12 protein-coding genes are annotated in these 14,551 nt (G+C 62.5%); 3 read left to right on the top strand and 9 right to left on the bottom strand.

The features are described 5' to 3' along the window. Position 1: 1 nt before the first annotated feature. The 5 genes from AB870_RS05865 to gyrA form a co-directional block, all read right to left on the bottom strand. A complete protein-coding gene (locus AB870_RS05865; protein ID WP_047907299.1) occupies positions 2-874 on the bottom strand; it encodes a prephenate dehydrogenase in 873 nt (290 codons plus the stop codon). A 19-nt stretch (positions 875-893) separates the two neighbouring features. Beyond that, positions 894-1,976 (bottom strand): prephenate dehydratase, encoded by a 1,083-nt coding sequence (gene pheA / locus AB870_RS05860; RefSeq protein ID WP_047907298.1) that lies wholly within the window; start codon positions 1,974-1,976, stop codon positions 894-896. A gap of 100 nt (positions 1,977-2,076) precedes the next feature. Next, complete coding sequence (gene serC, locus AB870_RS05855; protein ID WP_047907297.1) at positions 2,077-3,189, bottom strand: 3-phosphoserine/phosphohydroxythreonine transaminase; 1,113 nt, start codon at positions 3,187-3,189, stop codon at positions 2,077-2,079. Positions 3,190-3,493: 304 nt separating this feature from the next. Beyond that, entirely contained in the window at positions 3,494-4,081 is a 588-nt protein-coding gene (locus tag AB870_RS05850) for a DUF2059 domain-containing protein (protein WP_047907296.1), read from the bottom strand. Between the two features lie 141 nt (positions 4,082-4,222). After that, the gene (gene gyrA, locus AB870_RS05845) at positions 4,223-6,844 is read right to left on the bottom strand and encodes a DNA gyrase subunit A (protein ID WP_047907295.1); all 2,622 of its coding nucleotides are present in this window, start codon (positions 6,842-6,844) and stop codon (positions 4,223-4,225) included. Between the two features lie 411 nt (positions 6,845-7,255). Between gyrA and ompA the strand changes: the two genes are divergently transcribed. Next, entirely contained in the window at positions 7,256-7,924 is a 669-nt protein-coding gene (gene ompA, locus AB870_RS05840) for an outer membrane protein OmpA (RefSeq protein ID WP_047907294.1), read from the top strand. Positions 7,925-8,018: 94 nt separating this feature from the next. On the opposite strand, the gene AB870_RS05835 is transcribed toward ompA, so the two are convergent. Then, positions 8,019-8,807 (bottom strand): hypothetical protein, encoded by a 789-nt coding sequence (locus tag AB870_RS05835; RefSeq protein ID WP_047907293.1) that lies wholly within the window; start codon positions 8,805-8,807, stop codon positions 8,019-8,021. Positions 8,808-9,004: 197 nt separating this feature from the next. Here AB870_RS05835 and AB870_RS05830 point away from each other — a divergent pair, with 197 nt between their 5' ends. Beyond that, positions 9,005-9,475 (top strand): EVE domain-containing protein, encoded by a 471-nt coding sequence (locus AB870_RS05830; RefSeq protein ID WP_047907292.1) that lies wholly within the window; start codon positions 9,005-9,007, stop codon positions 9,473-9,475. Between the two features lie 155 nt (positions 9,476-9,630). Beyond that, complete coding sequence (locus AB870_RS05825; protein WP_047907291.1) at positions 9,631-10,338, top strand: SIMPL domain-containing protein; 708 nt, start codon at positions 9,631-9,633, stop codon at positions 10,336-10,338. Positions 10,339-10,547: 209 nt separating this feature from the next. Here the strand turns inward: AB870_RS05825 and AB870_RS05820 are convergent, their stop codons facing one another. From AB870_RS05820 to AB870_RS05810, 3 genes are all read right to left on the bottom strand, one after another. Further along, on the bottom strand, positions 10,548-12,080 hold the full coding sequence (locus tag AB870_RS05820) for a malonate--CoA ligase (protein WP_047907290.1): 1,533 nt from the start codon (positions 12,078-12,080) through the stop codon (positions 10,548-10,550). 62 nt (positions 12,081-12,142) lie between these two features. Continuing rightward, positions 12,143-12,943 (bottom strand): enoyl-CoA hydratase/isomerase family protein, encoded by an 801-nt coding sequence (locus AB870_RS05815; RefSeq protein WP_084663360.1) that lies wholly within the window; start codon positions 12,941-12,943, stop codon positions 12,143-12,145. An 18-nt stretch (positions 12,944-12,961) separates the two neighbouring features. Next, positions 12,962-14,542, bottom strand: coding sequence for a malonyl-CoA decarboxylase domain-containing protein (locus tag AB870_RS05810; protein ID WP_237170065.1), 1,581 nt, complete (start codon positions 14,540-14,542; stop codon positions 12,962-12,964). Positions 14,543-14,551 lie beyond the last annotated feature (9 nt).

Below are 14,551 nucleotides of genomic sequence, written 5' to 3'. Positions count from 1 at the left end.
CTTACTTTTCCTGTTGCTTGGCCCAATCCGTTCGCGCCTGACTGGTACGAGCGAACACAGCCTCCAGACCGGCGCCGTCACCGGCATCGATCAATTGACGCAGCATGCCGAGCGTGGCGACGTAGCCATCGAGTTCGGCAAGCAGGGCCTCGCGGTTTGCCACGCAGATGTCGCGCCACATCTCCGGGTTCGATGCCGCGATGCGCGTGAAATCTCGAAACCCGCCACCGGCAAATCCGAACTTCAATGCCGCATCCGGGGCCTCGAGAATCTGTGCGATCAATGCGTATGACAACACATGAGGCAAATGGCTCACGGAAGCGAACACACGATCATGCTGGGTTTCGGTCATCTCCGAGACCCGAGCGCCTGTCGCCTCCCACATCGCCCTCACGCGCGCCACATCGTCGCTGCGATTGCCCTGCTGCGGGCACAGTACGACGCGGCGGTCGCGATACAGGTCGGCCTTCGCGGCATCGACACCAGACAATTCCGCACCCGCAATCGGATGCCCCGGCACAAAGCGCCACACCTCGTCGCCAAGCGCGGCCCGGGCGGCTGCTACGGCATCCGTCTTCGTACTGCCCGCATCGGTCAGGATGGTTTGTCCGCCAACGTGCGGACGAATGGCAGCGAGTAACGCCGGCGTCTGCGCGACCGGCGCGGCAAGCAGGACGATGTCCGCCCCGGCGAGCGCTTCCGCCATCGACGTGGCAGCCCGGTCGATCACGCCAAGCTCGCAGGCGCGCACGAGCGACGCCTGCGTGCGCCCCACGCCCACGACCTCCTTTACCGCGCCCGCCGCCTTGAGCGCACGCGCGAGGGAGCCACCGATCAGGCCGACGCCGCAGATAACGAGTTTGTTCACACTCATGGTGTTTGACCGCCGCTTGTCAGGCGGAGCGCGGGTAGGACCCGAGCACCTTGCAGTAGGCGGCGTTCTGACGAAGCGCCTCAAGGGCCTTTGCAACGTTCGGATCGTCCCGGTGGCCTTCGAAGTCGACGTAGAAGTAATACTCCCAGGCGCCGCTCTTGGCCGGACGCGACTCGAAGCGCGTCATCGATACGCCATTGCTGGCCAACGGCTCAAGCAACGCGACCACGGCGCCGGCGCGATTCGGCACCGACAGGATCAGCGACGTCTGATCGCGGCCGCTGGGCGCCGGATCTTGCGTGCCGATCACAACGAAGCGTGTGCGGTTGTGCGGGTCGTCCTGTACATGCGAGAACGCGATTTGCAGGCCGTACTGAGTCGCCGCAGACTCCCCTGCGATGGCAGCGATGGCAGGATCGGCTGCCGCCAGGCGCGCGGCTTCGGCGTTGCTCGACACGGCCTGGCGTTCGAGATTGGGGAAGTGCGCCGTGAGCCAGTGCTGACACTGTGCAAGCGACTGCGCGTGCGAGCAGATTCGCGTCACGCCGTCGAGCGTGCCGGAGCGTGACATCAGGTTGTGGTGAATCGGCAATGCCACTTCGCCGCCAATGGTCAGGGGACTTTGCAGCAGCAGGTCCAGCGTACGGGACACAACGCCTTCGGTGGAGTTCTCAACCGGTACAACGCCGAAATCGGCGCTCCCCGCCTCGACGGCGCGGAATACCTCGTCGAGCGAGGGACACGGCAAGCCCTTCACGCTTTGGCCAAAGTAAGCCAGCGAGGCCTGCTCGCTGTACGTGCCCGCCGGACCGAGATACGCGACGGTCATGACTTTTTCCAGCGCACGGCTGGCCGACATGATTTCACGCCAGATCGACGCCAGATTGTCGCCGTACAAAGGGCCGTCGTTGGCTTGTTGCAGTCGGGAAATGACCTGCAATTCGCGCTCGGGCCGGAACACCGGCGCACCGAAGCGCTTCTTGACCTCGCCGACTTCAAGGGCGATGGCCGCACGTTGATTGAGCAGCTTGAGCAGTTGCGCGTCGATTGCATCGATTTTCTCGCGCAATGGGCGCAGCGATGCGTTCAGATCGTCTTCCATGGAGCTTTTTGTCTTCTTGCGATGTGACATGATCGGCGATTCGCGGCGCGATCTCCTCGAGGATTCGGGACAGGCCCGTCGCGACGCCAGTTCGCGCTCGTCAGCCGTGGCTGCGCTCGAATTCGCGCAGGTAGTCGACCAGTGCCTCGACGCCGGCAAGCGGCATTGCGTTGTAGATCGAGGCGCGCATGCCTCCCACGGACTTGTGGCCCTTGAGTTGCAGCAGGCCGCGCTCGCGAGCGCCGGCCAGGAATGTTTCGTTCAGTGCGTCGTCGTTCAGGAAGAACGGCACGTTCATTCGCGAGCGGCAGTCCGGGGCGACCGACGTGCGGTAGAAGTCGCTGTCATCGAGGAAGCCGTACAGCAACTCGGCCTTCTGCTTGTTCACCGCTTCCATCGCCGACAGCCCGCCGCGGCGCTTGAGCCACTGGAACACCAGACCCGCGATATAAATCGCATACGTCGGCGGCGTGTTATACATCGAATCGTTGTCGGTGACCGTCTTCCAGTCGAACGCACTCGGCGTGAACGGCAGCGCACGGCCCAGCAAATCCTCACGCACGATCACCACTGTCAACCCCGACGGTCCGATGTTCTTTTGCGCACCGCCGTACATCACACCGAACTTCGACACGTCCATCGGACGCGACAGGATGTGCGAGGAGACGTCGGCAACCAGCGGCACGTCAGGCAGACCGGCAGCAGCCATGTCGGGCGTCCAGAAATACTCGACGCCATGAATGGTTTCGTTCGTGCAGATATGCACGTACGCCGGGTCCTTCGACAACTTCCATTCGGCGACCTGCGGCACTCGCGTGAACTGTTCCGTTTCGGTCGTGGCGGCAATATTGACGTCGCAGTACTTCCGCGCTTCCTTCTGCGATTTGACGGACCACGAACCGGTCACGACATAGTCCGCCGTGCGACGCTCCCCTCCCCGCTCGCCCCCCAGCAAGTTCATCGGGATGATGGCGTTCTCGGCAAGCGCGCCGCCCTGCATGAAGAGAATGCGATAGTTGTCCGGCACGGCGAGCAGCTCGCGCAGGTCGGCTTGCGCCTGCGCCAGAATGCTCATGAACTCACGGCCGCGATGGCTCATCTCCATCACGCCCATGCCGGATCCGTGCCAGTCGAGCATTTCGTCGGCCGCCTGTCGAAGCACTTCCTCGGGCAGTGCCGCCGGGCCGGCGGAAAAATTGAATGCGCGCGTCATATTGGTTTTGCAGCAGTAAAAGTGAAACGCAAGCCGGCGGACATCGACCCGTGCGGCTTGCGTTTCACATCTTGCGAGGACTCGCGATTGACCGGGCTATCCCGGTTGAGCGGCGGCGGCAAAGACCAACTATACCGCCAGTTCGCCCTGACGTGCGGGCGTTCGGCGCAATTAGGGCATGGGACGATCGCTTCCTGGAATATTCCGAACGGCCTCTGCCGTCCAGGCCCAACAATGCAAAATGGCCGTTCGCGATGTCTCGCAAACGGCCATTACCGGTCAATCCCTGCGGGATCGGCCGAAATTACTTCTTGGCCGGCGCCTTCGGGGCCGATTTGGCAGCCGCGGCGATTTCGGCGTCAGCTTGCTTGCTGGTCGCGTCGATCGATTGCGGCATGTACTTCTGCATTAGACCGCCAACCACTTCCTGGCCGACCTGGTCCTGCACCTTGATGTACTTCTGGCCGACCGGGCTCTTGTAGAACGCCGTCAGACCCTTGATTTCGTCCGTCGTGTAGTTCTTGCCGTATGCAGTGTACTGCGCTTGCACCGCGTCGTTCTTGAACGCGTCGGTCGTGAACACCTTGCCGGCGCCGTCAACCAGCTTCTGCACCGAGTTCTGCTGCAGGGTCGGCACGATCGCTTGCTTCTGGGCGTCGCTCAACGTCTTGTTTTCGACCAGTTGGCGCTCAAGCACTTGCGGGGCCAGTTGCTTGGCTTGCTGTTGCGCGCCTTCGCCGATAGCCTGGACAAGCTTGTTTGCGTCGATGGCTTCCAGCAACTCCTTGATCGCTGCCTTCTTGTCCGCGTCAAGCGGAGCGCTCTGCTGAGCCATTGCCATTGCCGGTGCTGCGAGCAGCAGCCACATCCACTTCTTGACGTTGCGTTGCATAGTAATAGTCACTCCAAAGTCCGTCGGCTTTCGCCGACGATAAATAGATGCATCCTCGCCTGGGCACTTCACTGCATCGGGCCAGATTCTACTGGCTTTTCAGGGCAATGCGCCCCTAGATTACATCGAGTTACGCCGGTATCACTCCGTGACACCCGTCTCTGGCGCTTCGTCGTCACTCTGCGCGTCACCGTTTTCGGCGACTTCGGCATCGGACTCGACGATGCGCTGCAGGCCCGAGAGCGTCGTGCCTTCATCCAGGCTTATCAGTGTCACCCCCTGCGTGGCCCGGCCCATTTCGCGAATCTCGGAGACACGCGTGCGGATCAGCACCCCGCCGGTCGTGATCAGCATGATCTCATCATCCGGCTCAACCAGCGTTGCCGCGACCACACGGCCGTTGCGCTCGCTCGTCTGGATCGCAATCATACCCTTAGTGCCACGGCCGTGGCGGGTATATTCGGTGATCGACGTGCGTTTGCCGTAGCCGTTCAAAGTCGCCGTAAGCACCGATTGCTGCTCGTTCTCGGCGACCAGCAGCGCAATCACCGTTTGGCCGTCTTCGAGCTGCATGCCGCGAACGCCACGCGCCTCGCGCCCCATCGGACGCACGTCGTTCTCGTCGAAGCGCACCGCCTTGCCCGCGTCGGAGAACAGCATGACGTCGTGAGCGCCGTCGGTAATGGCCGCACCGATCAGCACGTCGCCGTCGTCCAGATTCACGGCGATGATGCCCTTCTTGAGCGGACGGCTGAAGGCCGCGAGCGGCGTCTTCTTGACCGTCCCCAAGCTCGTTGCCATGAACACGAAGCGATCTTCCGTGTACTCCTTGACCGGCAGCACCACGTTGATCTTCTCGCCTTCCTGCAACGGGAACATATTGACGATCGGACGGCCACGCGAGTTCCGCGAACCCTGCGGCACCTCATAAACCTTGATCCAATACACGCGACCGCGGTTCGAGAAGCACAGGATCGTGTCGTGCGTGTTCGCAATGAACAGCGTGTCGATCCAGTCGTCGTCCTTCGTCGCCGCGGCCTGCTTGCCCCGGCCGCCACGCTTCTGGGCGCGGTACTCCGAGAGCGGCATCGATTTGATGTAACCCGAGTGCGACAGCGTCACGACCATGTCCTGCGGCGTGATGAGGTCTTCGGTATCGAGTTCCGTAGCGTTGTGTTCGATGGTCGAGCGGCGTGCGTCTCCGAACTCGGCGCGCACGGCCGTCAGCTCTTCGCTGATGATCGCCGTCACGCGCGGCGGGCTGGCCAGAATGTCGAGCAGGTCGGCAATCTGCGCCATCACTTCCTTATACTCGGAGACGATCTTGTCCTGTTCCAGGCCGGTCAGGCGTTGCAGACGCATCTGCAGGATTTCCTGAGCCTGCGTCTCCGACAGACGATAGAGGCCGTCCGGCTGCACACCGACCGCGGCGTCGAGCCCGTCCGGTCGGTAGGCGGCCAGGCCGCCCTGCGTTTCGCTCTCGGCACGTGCCAGCATCTCGCGCACGACCGCCGAATCCCAGGACTTCTCCATCAACGCGGCCTTCGCGAGCGGCGGCGTCGGAGCGGCCTTGATGATCGCGATGAAGTCGTCGATGTTAGCCAGCGCGACTGCCAGACCTTCGAGCACGTGGCCACGTTCGCGGGCACGGCGCAGTTCGTAGATGGTGCGACGAGTAATCACTTCGCGGCGGTGTGCCAGGAAGTGGACCAGCATTTCGCGCAGGTTCAGCAGCTTGGGCTGGCCGTCGACCAGCGCCACCATGTTCATGCCGAACGTATCCTGCAATTGCGTGTGCTTATAGAGATTGTTCAGCACAACCTCCGGCACTTCGCCGCGCTTGAGTTCGATCACGACACGCATGCCGCTCTTGTCGGATTCGTCGCGAATGTCCGAAATACCTTCCAGACGCTTCTCGTTGACGAGTTCCGCAATACGTTCGAGCAGTGAGCGCTTGTTCACCTGATAAGGCAGTTCGTCGACGATGATCGCCACGCGCTGGCCGCGATCGATGTCTTCGAAGTGAGTCTTGGCGCGCATCACCACACGGCCTCGACCGGTGCGATAGCCTTCGCGCACGCCGGAGATACCGTAGATGATGCCGGCCGTCGGGAAGTCCGGCGCCGGAATGATCTCGATCAGTTCGTCGACCGTCGCTTCCGGGTTCTTGAGCACGTACAGGCAGCCCTCAACGACTTCGTTGAGGTTATGCGGCGGAATGTTGGTCGCCATACCGACCGCGATCCCCGACGAACCGTTGAGCAACAGGTTCGGAATGCGCGCCGGCAGAATCAGCGGTTCCTTTTCGCTGCCGTCGTAGTTCGGACCGAAGTCGACGGTTTCCTTGTCGATGTCCGCGAGCAGTTCGTGGCCGATCTTGGCCATACGAACTTCGGTGTATCGCATGGCGGCGGCGTTGTCGCCGTCGACCGAGCCGAAGTTACCCTGGCCGTCGACCAGCATGTAACGCAGCGAGAACGGCTGTGCCATGCGAACAATGGTGTCGTACACCGAGGCGTCGCCGTGCGGGTGGTATTTACCGATGACGTCACCGACGATACGTGCCGACTTCTTGTAAGCACGGTTCCAGTCGTTGTTCAGCTCGTGCATGGCGAACAGCGCGCGGCGGTGAACTGGCTTCAGGCCATCGCGCACATCCGGCAAAGCGCGGCCGACGATCACGCTCATGGCGTAATCGAGGTACGACCGCCGCATTTCTTCTTCGAGCGAAATCGGGAGAGTTTCTTTGGCGAACTGATCCATTATCCGTGTCTATCAAGCCCTAATCGCGATAGGCGGCTGCCGGCGATATGATCGTGCGATTCTAACATGCCCGTCATTGGCATCCGAAACGCGCGTGATGCGATGCACAAGAGATGTCTGGCACGCCAAAACGCCAAACAACGGAAAGAAATGGAACGGTTGGCGAGGGGCCTCAAAAGGTGTTGCGCTCAAACCACAACTGCGCCACGACGGGCGGCAAAGCTAGGGTTTTTCTCGCGACCGTCTGAATCGCTATGGCAAAATGCCGTGGCATAAGTTAGACATTATTCGAAGTGCATGGGCCATGCTTTCGCGCACTTGCCGATGTTATACTTCGAGCGATGTAAGACTTTGGTTCTGTCGTCTAGGCTCGCAGTAAACCTGCGGTAATCTCATTTCGAGAGGAGAAATATGAATAAATTCGCTAAGCTCGCGATCGTTGCAGCTACCGCAGTGATGGCTGCTTCGGCTATGGCCCAAAACTACGTCCAGACCGCTCCGGGCCCGATCGCGGCCTCGAAGCAAGCCGTCAACGACAACTGGGTGAACGGCAGCGGCGAGTGGGTTTGGAAGAACGGCTCGGACGAACTGTGCTGGCGCGATGCCTACTGGACCCCGGCCACGGCCAACGCCAAGTGCGATGGCTCGATCATCGCCCAGGCACCGGCTCCGGCACCGGCTCCGGTCGCTCCGGTGGCTCCGGTCTCGCAAAAGGTCACGTACCAGGCTGACGCACTGTTCGACTTCGACAAGGCTGTCCTGAAGCCGGAAGGCAAGCAGAAGCTGGACGACCTGGCTGGCAAGGTCCAGGCCCTGAACCTGGAAGTCGTGGTTGCTACGGGCTACACCGACCGCATCGGTTCGGACAAGTACAACGACCGTCTGTCGCTGCGCCGTGCGCAAGCTGTGAAGGCTTACCTGGTCAGCAAGGGCGTCGAAGCCAACCGCGTGTACACCGAAGGCAAGGGCAAGCGTAACCCGGTCACGACGGGTTGCAACCAGAAGAACCGCGCTCAGCTGATCAAGTGCCTGGCACCGGATCGTCGCGTGGAAGTCGAAGTCGTCGGCACGAACAAGTAATACGGTTCGCCGACTACGAAAAAACCCCGCCTCGGCGGGGTTTTTTTACGCCTGTCGCACACTGGCCGTGCAAAGGGCGTCCGACAGGATGCCCTCAGGCCTCGCTTCCCAACTGGGGATACTGGCGCTTCACCATGAAGGACATCAGCGCCTTGACCGGACGGTCCCGCCACCACGAGCCGGTCTCCAGCGGCTTGAACATCATGCGCGTTGCGGCCTCCACCGGCATGTACCGCTTCATGATGTCGCCCGACATCTCGAGAAATGCCTCCCACGTCATCGTCTCGAACGGCGGCGGCGAGCGCCAGAAGTTGTTGAGCGGCTCGAAGGCGAACGCGATGTCCTCGTCACGGACCAGCTCGCTGCGCGCCACCATGGTGCGCAACCGGCTGATGACGCCGTGCTGCTCGACAGCGTTGTACCGGTCGAAGGTCTTGCGAAAATACCGGTAGTGACCGACCTCCTCGCTGCTGAGCTTGTGCATCATCTGCTTGAGTTCCTCGACCGGCATATACGATTCGAGGCAGCGGTAGATCATGGCCGTCTGCGTCTCCGTGACGCATCGCGACAACGCCTCGAGCGCGAGCGAGGGCCGCATATATTGCACGTCACAGCGGGGTTTGTAGCGCGCCAGAAACGCATCGTAGGCCGCTTGCCACTCGAACTCCGGCCAGACGCGCGCGATATAGTCCTTGGCAAGCCGCCCGTGCTCGACCTCCTCGGGCAGCCAGGTTTCCTGAAGCCAGACGCGCATTTCGTCGTCCTCACCATACATCTGATTGAGCGTGGAGACGAATTCCGGGACACTGGTCTCGATGAACGACACCGTGGCGAGAGAATAAAAGATGAACGCGTTGCTACGAACAGACGGCTCTGCTGCCATGACTCACTCTCCTATCGGCATAGGCGGTTGAACATGTCGATGAAACGTCACGCAAAGGTCACAAAGGCATAGTATAGGAATTGGCCCAATATCGCAGTGCGGCAAACATTCTGTGACAAATGCCTCCGCCTTCCGGTCTTTTGAGCGACGTTTGCCCGCGTTACCTCCATCTAAAGCCAACCCAATATTGAAACGTCATGACGCAACGCTACTGGCTGATGAAGTCCGAACCCGATGAAGCGAGTATCGACGACCTCGCCAACGCCAAACATCAGACGCTGCCCTGGACAGGCGTACGCAACTATCAGGCGCGTAATTTCATGCGCGACGACATGCGCGTGGGTGACGGCGTACTCTTCTACCATTCGAGTTGCGCAGTCCCCGGCATTGCGGGACTCGCAACCGTTGCCTCAGCCCCCTACCCCGATCCTACGCAGTTCGACCCAAAGAGTCCGTACTTCGATCCCAAATCGCGGCCCGACGCACCGCGGTGGTTGCTCGTGGACGTCAAGCTCGATCGCAAGACACGGCTCGTGCCGCTCACGGAAATGCGTGCGACGCCGGAACTTGACGGCATGTTGGTTCTCGCCCGCGGCAACCGCCTGTCCATCACCCCGGTTGCCCCTGAACATTGGAAATTCATCAGCAAGCACTTACTTAGAGCATGAAATGCAGGAAGGGTCCCTCAGGGAACCAAATTTGTTGCGATAGCGTCTGTATAACGTTGCCGGCACACGCATAGTGCGTACCCACTGCTGATGCCGGCAGCCGGTCAAACGTTCGCCGCCAAGATGCGAACTCACATTCGAAAAAGGACAACACTATGCGCAAGTCTCTCGCCGCTGCTCTGTTGATCGCGACTGCCGCCAACGCCGCCTACGCGCAATCGGGCGACGAGTCGAACCGCCAGCTCTCGGGCGTACTGGGTCTCGAGGCCCACGCCACGAAGGAGGTCGAACAGGACACCGTTCACATCACCATGTCGGCACAGGAGCAGGGCCCGGATGCCGCGACCGTGTCGCGCAACCTCACGCAAAAGGCTAACAAGGCGATGTCCGTCGCGAAGAGCCAAAGCGTCGTCGAAGTGCAGACGGGCAACGTCTCGCTCTATCCGACGACCAATCGCGACGGCAAGATCACGGCGTGGCGTGGCCGCACCGAATTGCAAATGAAGTCGAAGGATTTCGGCGCAGCGTCGCGTCTGGCCAGCCAGATTTCGGACTCGATGCAAATGGACGGCGTGTCCTTCTCGCTCTCGCGCGAAGCGCAGGAGAAGACCCAGGCCGAGTTGACCCATCAGGCCATTCAGGCATTTCGCGATCAGGCGCAGAACAACGTGAAGGCGTTCGGCTATAGCGGCTACACAATCCGTCAGGTACAGGTCGGCACGAACGCGCCGGTCATGCCGCGCCCGTACGCCATGAAGGCGATGGCCATGAGCGCAAGCGCCGACGCGGCACCGCCGATGCAACTCGAAGGCGGCAAGACGCAAGTGACCGTGACGGTCTCGGGCACGGTGCAGATGAAGTAACGCGTCATCGTCCGCCGCGCGCGGACGATGTTACAAGCCCCCACGAAAATGCCGCCTCGAAATGTCGAAAAGGCGGCATTTTTTATGGTCGGCATCGCGCTGTCGCGAGACGGCAACGACGCACCCCTATCGTCGCGACACATCGTCGCATGCCCGCGCGCCGTCATGCGGCAACGCGTCGCGGCCCGTCTCAACGGGATACCACGCCGTTATTTGAACCGGTCCCGCAGCAGGTTCTTCTGCACCTTGCCCATCGTGTTGCGAGGCAATTCGTTCACGACGTGCACCCGCTTGGGCACTTTGAAATTGGCGATGCGTTGCTTGAGCGCGTCGATCACGGTGCGCTCGTCGGGGGCCTGCGCGCCGTCGCGCGGCACGATGACGGCGACGACCGCTTCGCCGAAATCGGGATGCGGCACGCCGATCACCGCCGACTCGGCCACGCCGTCCATCTCGTCGATGAAGCCTTCGATTTCCTTCGGGTAGACGTTGTAACCGCCGGAGATGATGAGATCCTTGGAGCGCCCGACGATATGCACGTACCCGTCTTCGTCGAACTTTCCGACGTCGCCCGTCTTGAAGAAACCGTCGTCGGTAAATTCCTCCGCTGTCTTCTCCGGCATGCGCCAATATCCGGCGAACACGTTCGGCCCCTTGACCTGAATGTGACCGATGTCGCCTTGCGCGCTCGGGCGGCCGTCGTCGCCGACGACACGCACCGACACTTCCGGCAGCGGCACACCGACCGTGCCGGCACGACGCACCTTCGCCGCGTCGCCGTGATACGGATTGGACACGAGCATCACGGTCTCCGACATGCCATAGCGCTCGAGAATCGTGTGGCCCGTGCGCTCCCGGAACGCGTCGAACGTCTCGCGCAACAACGGTGCGGAGCCGGAAATGAACAGGCGCACATGACGGCATACCTCCCGATCCAGGCCCGGCTCCGCGAGCAGGCGGACATAATACGTCGGCACCCCCATGAAGACCGTGGCACGCGGCAGTTGATGCAGCACTTCACGCGCCTCGAACTTCGACAGCCAGATCATCTTGCTGCCCGAGTACAGCGCCGCATGGCTCGCCACGAATAACCCGTGCACGTGGAAGATCGGCAGCGCGTGCAGCAGCACGTCACCGCCCTCGCGCTCGCCCCAGCCCCAGAACGCGTGCAGCACGCGCGTATTGCTCGCCAGATTGCCATGCGAGAGCATCGCCCCCTTGCTGCGTCCGGTCGTGCCCGACGTGTAAAGGATGGCCGCGAGGTCGTCCGGTGCCCGCGGCACCGTCTCGAAGGTGTCGCCGAACCACGCGGCGCGCTCGATCAGCGAGCCCGTGCGGTCGTCGCCCAACGTATAGACGTGCTTCGCACCGTTGGTGAAGGCGATTTTCGACACCCAGCCGAAATTCGACGGGCTGCATACCACGACATCCGGCTCCGCGTTCTCCACGAAATACGCGATCTCGGCTTCGCGATAGGCGGTATTGAGCGGCAGGTAGACGAGCCCCGCGCGCAGCGTGGCGAGATACAGCAACAGCGCCTCGGGCGACTTCTCGACCTGCACCGCCACGCGAGCGCCCGGCGTCAGGTCCAGGCTTGCGAGCAGATTCGCGATACGTGCACTGGCGCGCTCAAGGTCGTCCCAACTGTAATAGAGCCCGTCGGGTGTCTCGATGGCGCAGGCCGTCTTGTCGGCAGGAAAACGTTCGGCAAAGAGTCGGTAGAGGTTGGCGTCTTGCGTCATAAACAGAACCGGATTCAGAACAATGGAGGTGTCGGCAAAAAAAGGGGCAGTGCACGCGGCGCTTAGCGTCCCCGGAAGTCGGGGGGACGTTTCTCGAGGAACGCGGCCACCCCCTCACGGTGATCGTGCGAGTCCCAATAGGAGAACGCCATTTGCCACTCGGCTTCGGACAGCGGCGGCACGCTCGACGCCAGCCGGGCAATCAGCCACTTGTTCAGTTGCGCGGCAAGCGGCGCGCCGGCGGCGATGCGCCGGGCGCAAGTGTAGCCGGCTTCTTCCACGCCTTCGTCGTCGACGACACGCGTGAGCAATCCCTTCTCCTTCGCCTCGGCTGCACCGAACACGCGGCCTTCGAGCAGGATTTCCAGCGTGAGCGCGCGCCCGGCCAACGCCAGCACACCGCGCAATTCCCCCGGCGCCATCGGAAAACCGAGCTTGTTGATGGGCACCCCGAAACGCGCGCCCGCCGCGGCGATGCGCAGGTCGCAATGCGCGGCGATCTCCAGTCCACCGCCCACGCACACGCCCTCGATCAGCGCCACGCTTGGATGCCGGCAGCGCGCCAGTGCATCGAGTGTCGGACCGATCACCTCCCCGTGGTAGCGGCGCAGCGTGTCGTAACTGCCGCGTTCGGCGGGAAATTCCTCGATATCGGCGCCGGCGGCGAAGTTGCCCTGCGCGCCGCGAAGCACGATCGCCCGCACGCGCGCGTCGCCGTCGAGCGCCTGCACATGGGTGCGCAGCGCCTGCCACATCGTCACCGAAATGGCATTGAGCTTGCCGGGATTGGACAACGTGAGCGTGACCAATCCCTCGTCGAGCAAGCTGTCGTCGCGCAAGACTTCGCTCACATGTGTCTTCATGATGTTGTGGTCCGAGGCTTACAGCAGGCGCGCGACGGCGCGACCCAGTGCCGGTTGGCCGTCGATGAGGCGTTGCAGGTTGGCGTCGAGTTCGTCGGGCTCATAGAGATAGTTGACCATCATGCCGCACGACTGCTTCGCGCCCTTTTTCGAGAGATCGGCATGCCAGTTGATACGCTCCACGCGCGCGCCATTGCCCAGGTGAAACCTTGCCACCGGGTCGCGGGGCTGCCCGCGCACGGACTCGCGCGCGAGATAGTACGCCGCCAGTGCTTCGCCCAGCGTGCGCTGCAAGGCCTGAACGCTCTTGCGCTCGGGCGAGGTCTGCAACCACGCCATGACCTGCGCGCCGGTGGCCTGTGCCGTCAGCGACGGCTCCTGCGCGAGCAGCTTCGCGCGCTTGGGTCCGAGCACCTCGGCAAGCGTTTGCGCGCCGAGTTGCCGCAGCCAGTCGTTGAATCCGGGTATTGGCGAGAGCGTGGCGAAATTGCGCAACTTCGGGAAGTCGACGTGCAATTCGTCGATCACGCGTTTGAGCAGGAAGTTACCGAAGCTCACGCCACGCAGCCCGGGTTGCGTATTCGAGATGGAATAGAAGATGGCCCATCGCACACGGCGCAGATCCTCCAGCGGCGCCTTCTCATCGAGCAGCGAATGCACGTCGGCGGCCATGTCCGGCACGAATGCCACTTCGACGAAGATCAACGGCTCGCGCGGCATGCGCGGATGGAAGAACGCGTAGCAACGCCGGTCGGAGTCGAGCCGGTTGCGCAAATCCGCCCACGACGAAATCTCGTGTACGGCTTCGTAGCGCATGAGCTTTTCGAACAGCGACGCCGGCGAGTCCCACGTAATCGGATGCAGTTCCAGCAGGCCGACGTCGAACCACGTCGAGAAAAGGCTGCCCAGATCCTCCTCGAGCGCTGCGAGTCCGGGCAGCGCCGCACGATGGTGCAGCATGTCCGCCCGCCAGCGCACGAGGAAAGGCAAGCCGTCGGGCAGCGCGTTAAAGCGCTTGAGAAATCTCACCCGTGCGCTGCCCAGCGCACCGGCCAGTCCGGTGGCGGCGCGGCGGGTCTCTTTTGCGTCTTTGACGTCCTTGCCGTCCCTGCCCGCTTTGGGATCCGCGCCAGCTTCGCCGTCACTCGCGCAGATGTCGGCGACGATCGCGAGCAACGCCAATTGCTCCGCGGCCGAGGCGGCACCGTACCGCGCCATGAACTCGCGCGCCGCCTCGTTGGCCGACGAATCGGTCAAGCGCGCCGACAGGCATTGCGTCAGTTGGCGGCGCAAGGCGTTCTCGGTACGCGTCGACAGCGTTGCCGCGACGAGCTTGCCGTCACCCTTGCCGTCCTTCCTGTCGTTACCGTCGCTCGGCGCGCCACCGGGTCCGCCGGACTTGCCGCCGCGCCCGAACCACTGACCGAGCCGCTCGCCCAGCGACGGCTTCGGCGACGGCACCGGCGCGCTCACCTCCGCCACGCTCCCGGGCGCGCCGTGCGCGGACGAGGGCGACGGCAAGGACGGCGAGGATGACGAGGACGACGGCATCGACAAACTCATCGATACCGGCACGGACGTGGCAGGCATTGCGGACATGATCGGCTC

The organism is Pandoraea faecigallinarum (assembly GCF_001029105.3).
GTDB classification, from domain to species: Bacteria; Pseudomonadota; Gammaproteobacteria; order Burkholderiales; family Burkholderiaceae; genus Pandoraea; species Pandoraea faecigallinarum.
Note: the sequence above shows the minus strand (reverse complement) of the source record. Positions and strands in the feature narration are given on the sequence as shown.

Excerpts from the sequence above, each read along its gene's own strand:
- gyrA (WP_047907295.1), bottom strand. The coding sequence starts at position 6,844 with ATGGATCAGTTCGCCAAAGAAACTCTCCCGATTTCGCTCGAAGAAGAA.
- AB870_RS05850 (WP_047907296.1), bottom strand. The coding sequence starts at position 4,081 with ATGCAACGCAACGTCAAGAAGTGGATGTGGCTGCTGCTCGCAGCACCG.
- AB870_RS05830 (WP_047907292.1), top strand. The coding sequence starts at position 9,005 with ATGACGCAACGCTACTGGCTGATGAAGTCCGAACCCGATGAAGCGAGT.
- AB870_RS05810 (WP_237170065.1), bottom strand. The coding sequence starts at position 14,542 with ATGTCCGCAATGCCTGCCACGTCCGTGCCGGTATCGATGAGTTTGTCG.
- pheA (WP_047907298.1), bottom strand. The coding sequence starts at position 1,976 with ATGGAAGACGATCTGAACGCATCGCTGCGCCCATTGCGCGAGAAAATC.
- AB870_RS05820 (WP_047907290.1), bottom strand. The coding sequence starts at position 12,080 with ATGACGCAAGACGCCAACCTCTACCGACTCTTTGCCGAACGTTTTCCT.
- AB870_RS05825 (WP_047907291.1), top strand. The coding sequence starts at position 9,631 with ATGCGCAAGTCTCTCGCCGCTGCTCTGTTGATCGCGACTGCCGCCAAC.
- ompA (WP_047907294.1), top strand. The coding sequence starts at position 7,256 with ATGAATAAATTCGCTAAGCTCGCGATCGTTGCAGCTACCGCAGTGATG.
- AB870_RS05835 (WP_047907293.1), bottom strand. The coding sequence starts at position 8,807 with ATGGCAGCAGAGCCGTCTGTTCGTAGCAACGCGTTCATCTTTTATTCT.
- AB870_RS05815 (WP_084663360.1), bottom strand. The coding sequence starts at position 12,943 with ATGAAGACACATGTGAGCGAAGTCTTGCGCGACGACAGCTTGCTCGAC.
- AB870_RS05865 (WP_047907299.1), bottom strand. The coding sequence starts at position 874 with ATGAGTGTGAACAAACTCGTTATCTGCGGCGTCGGCCTGATCGGTGGC.
- serC (WP_047907297.1), bottom strand. The coding sequence starts at position 3,189 with ATGACGCGCGCATTCAATTTTTCCGCCGGCCCGGCGGCACTGCCCGAG.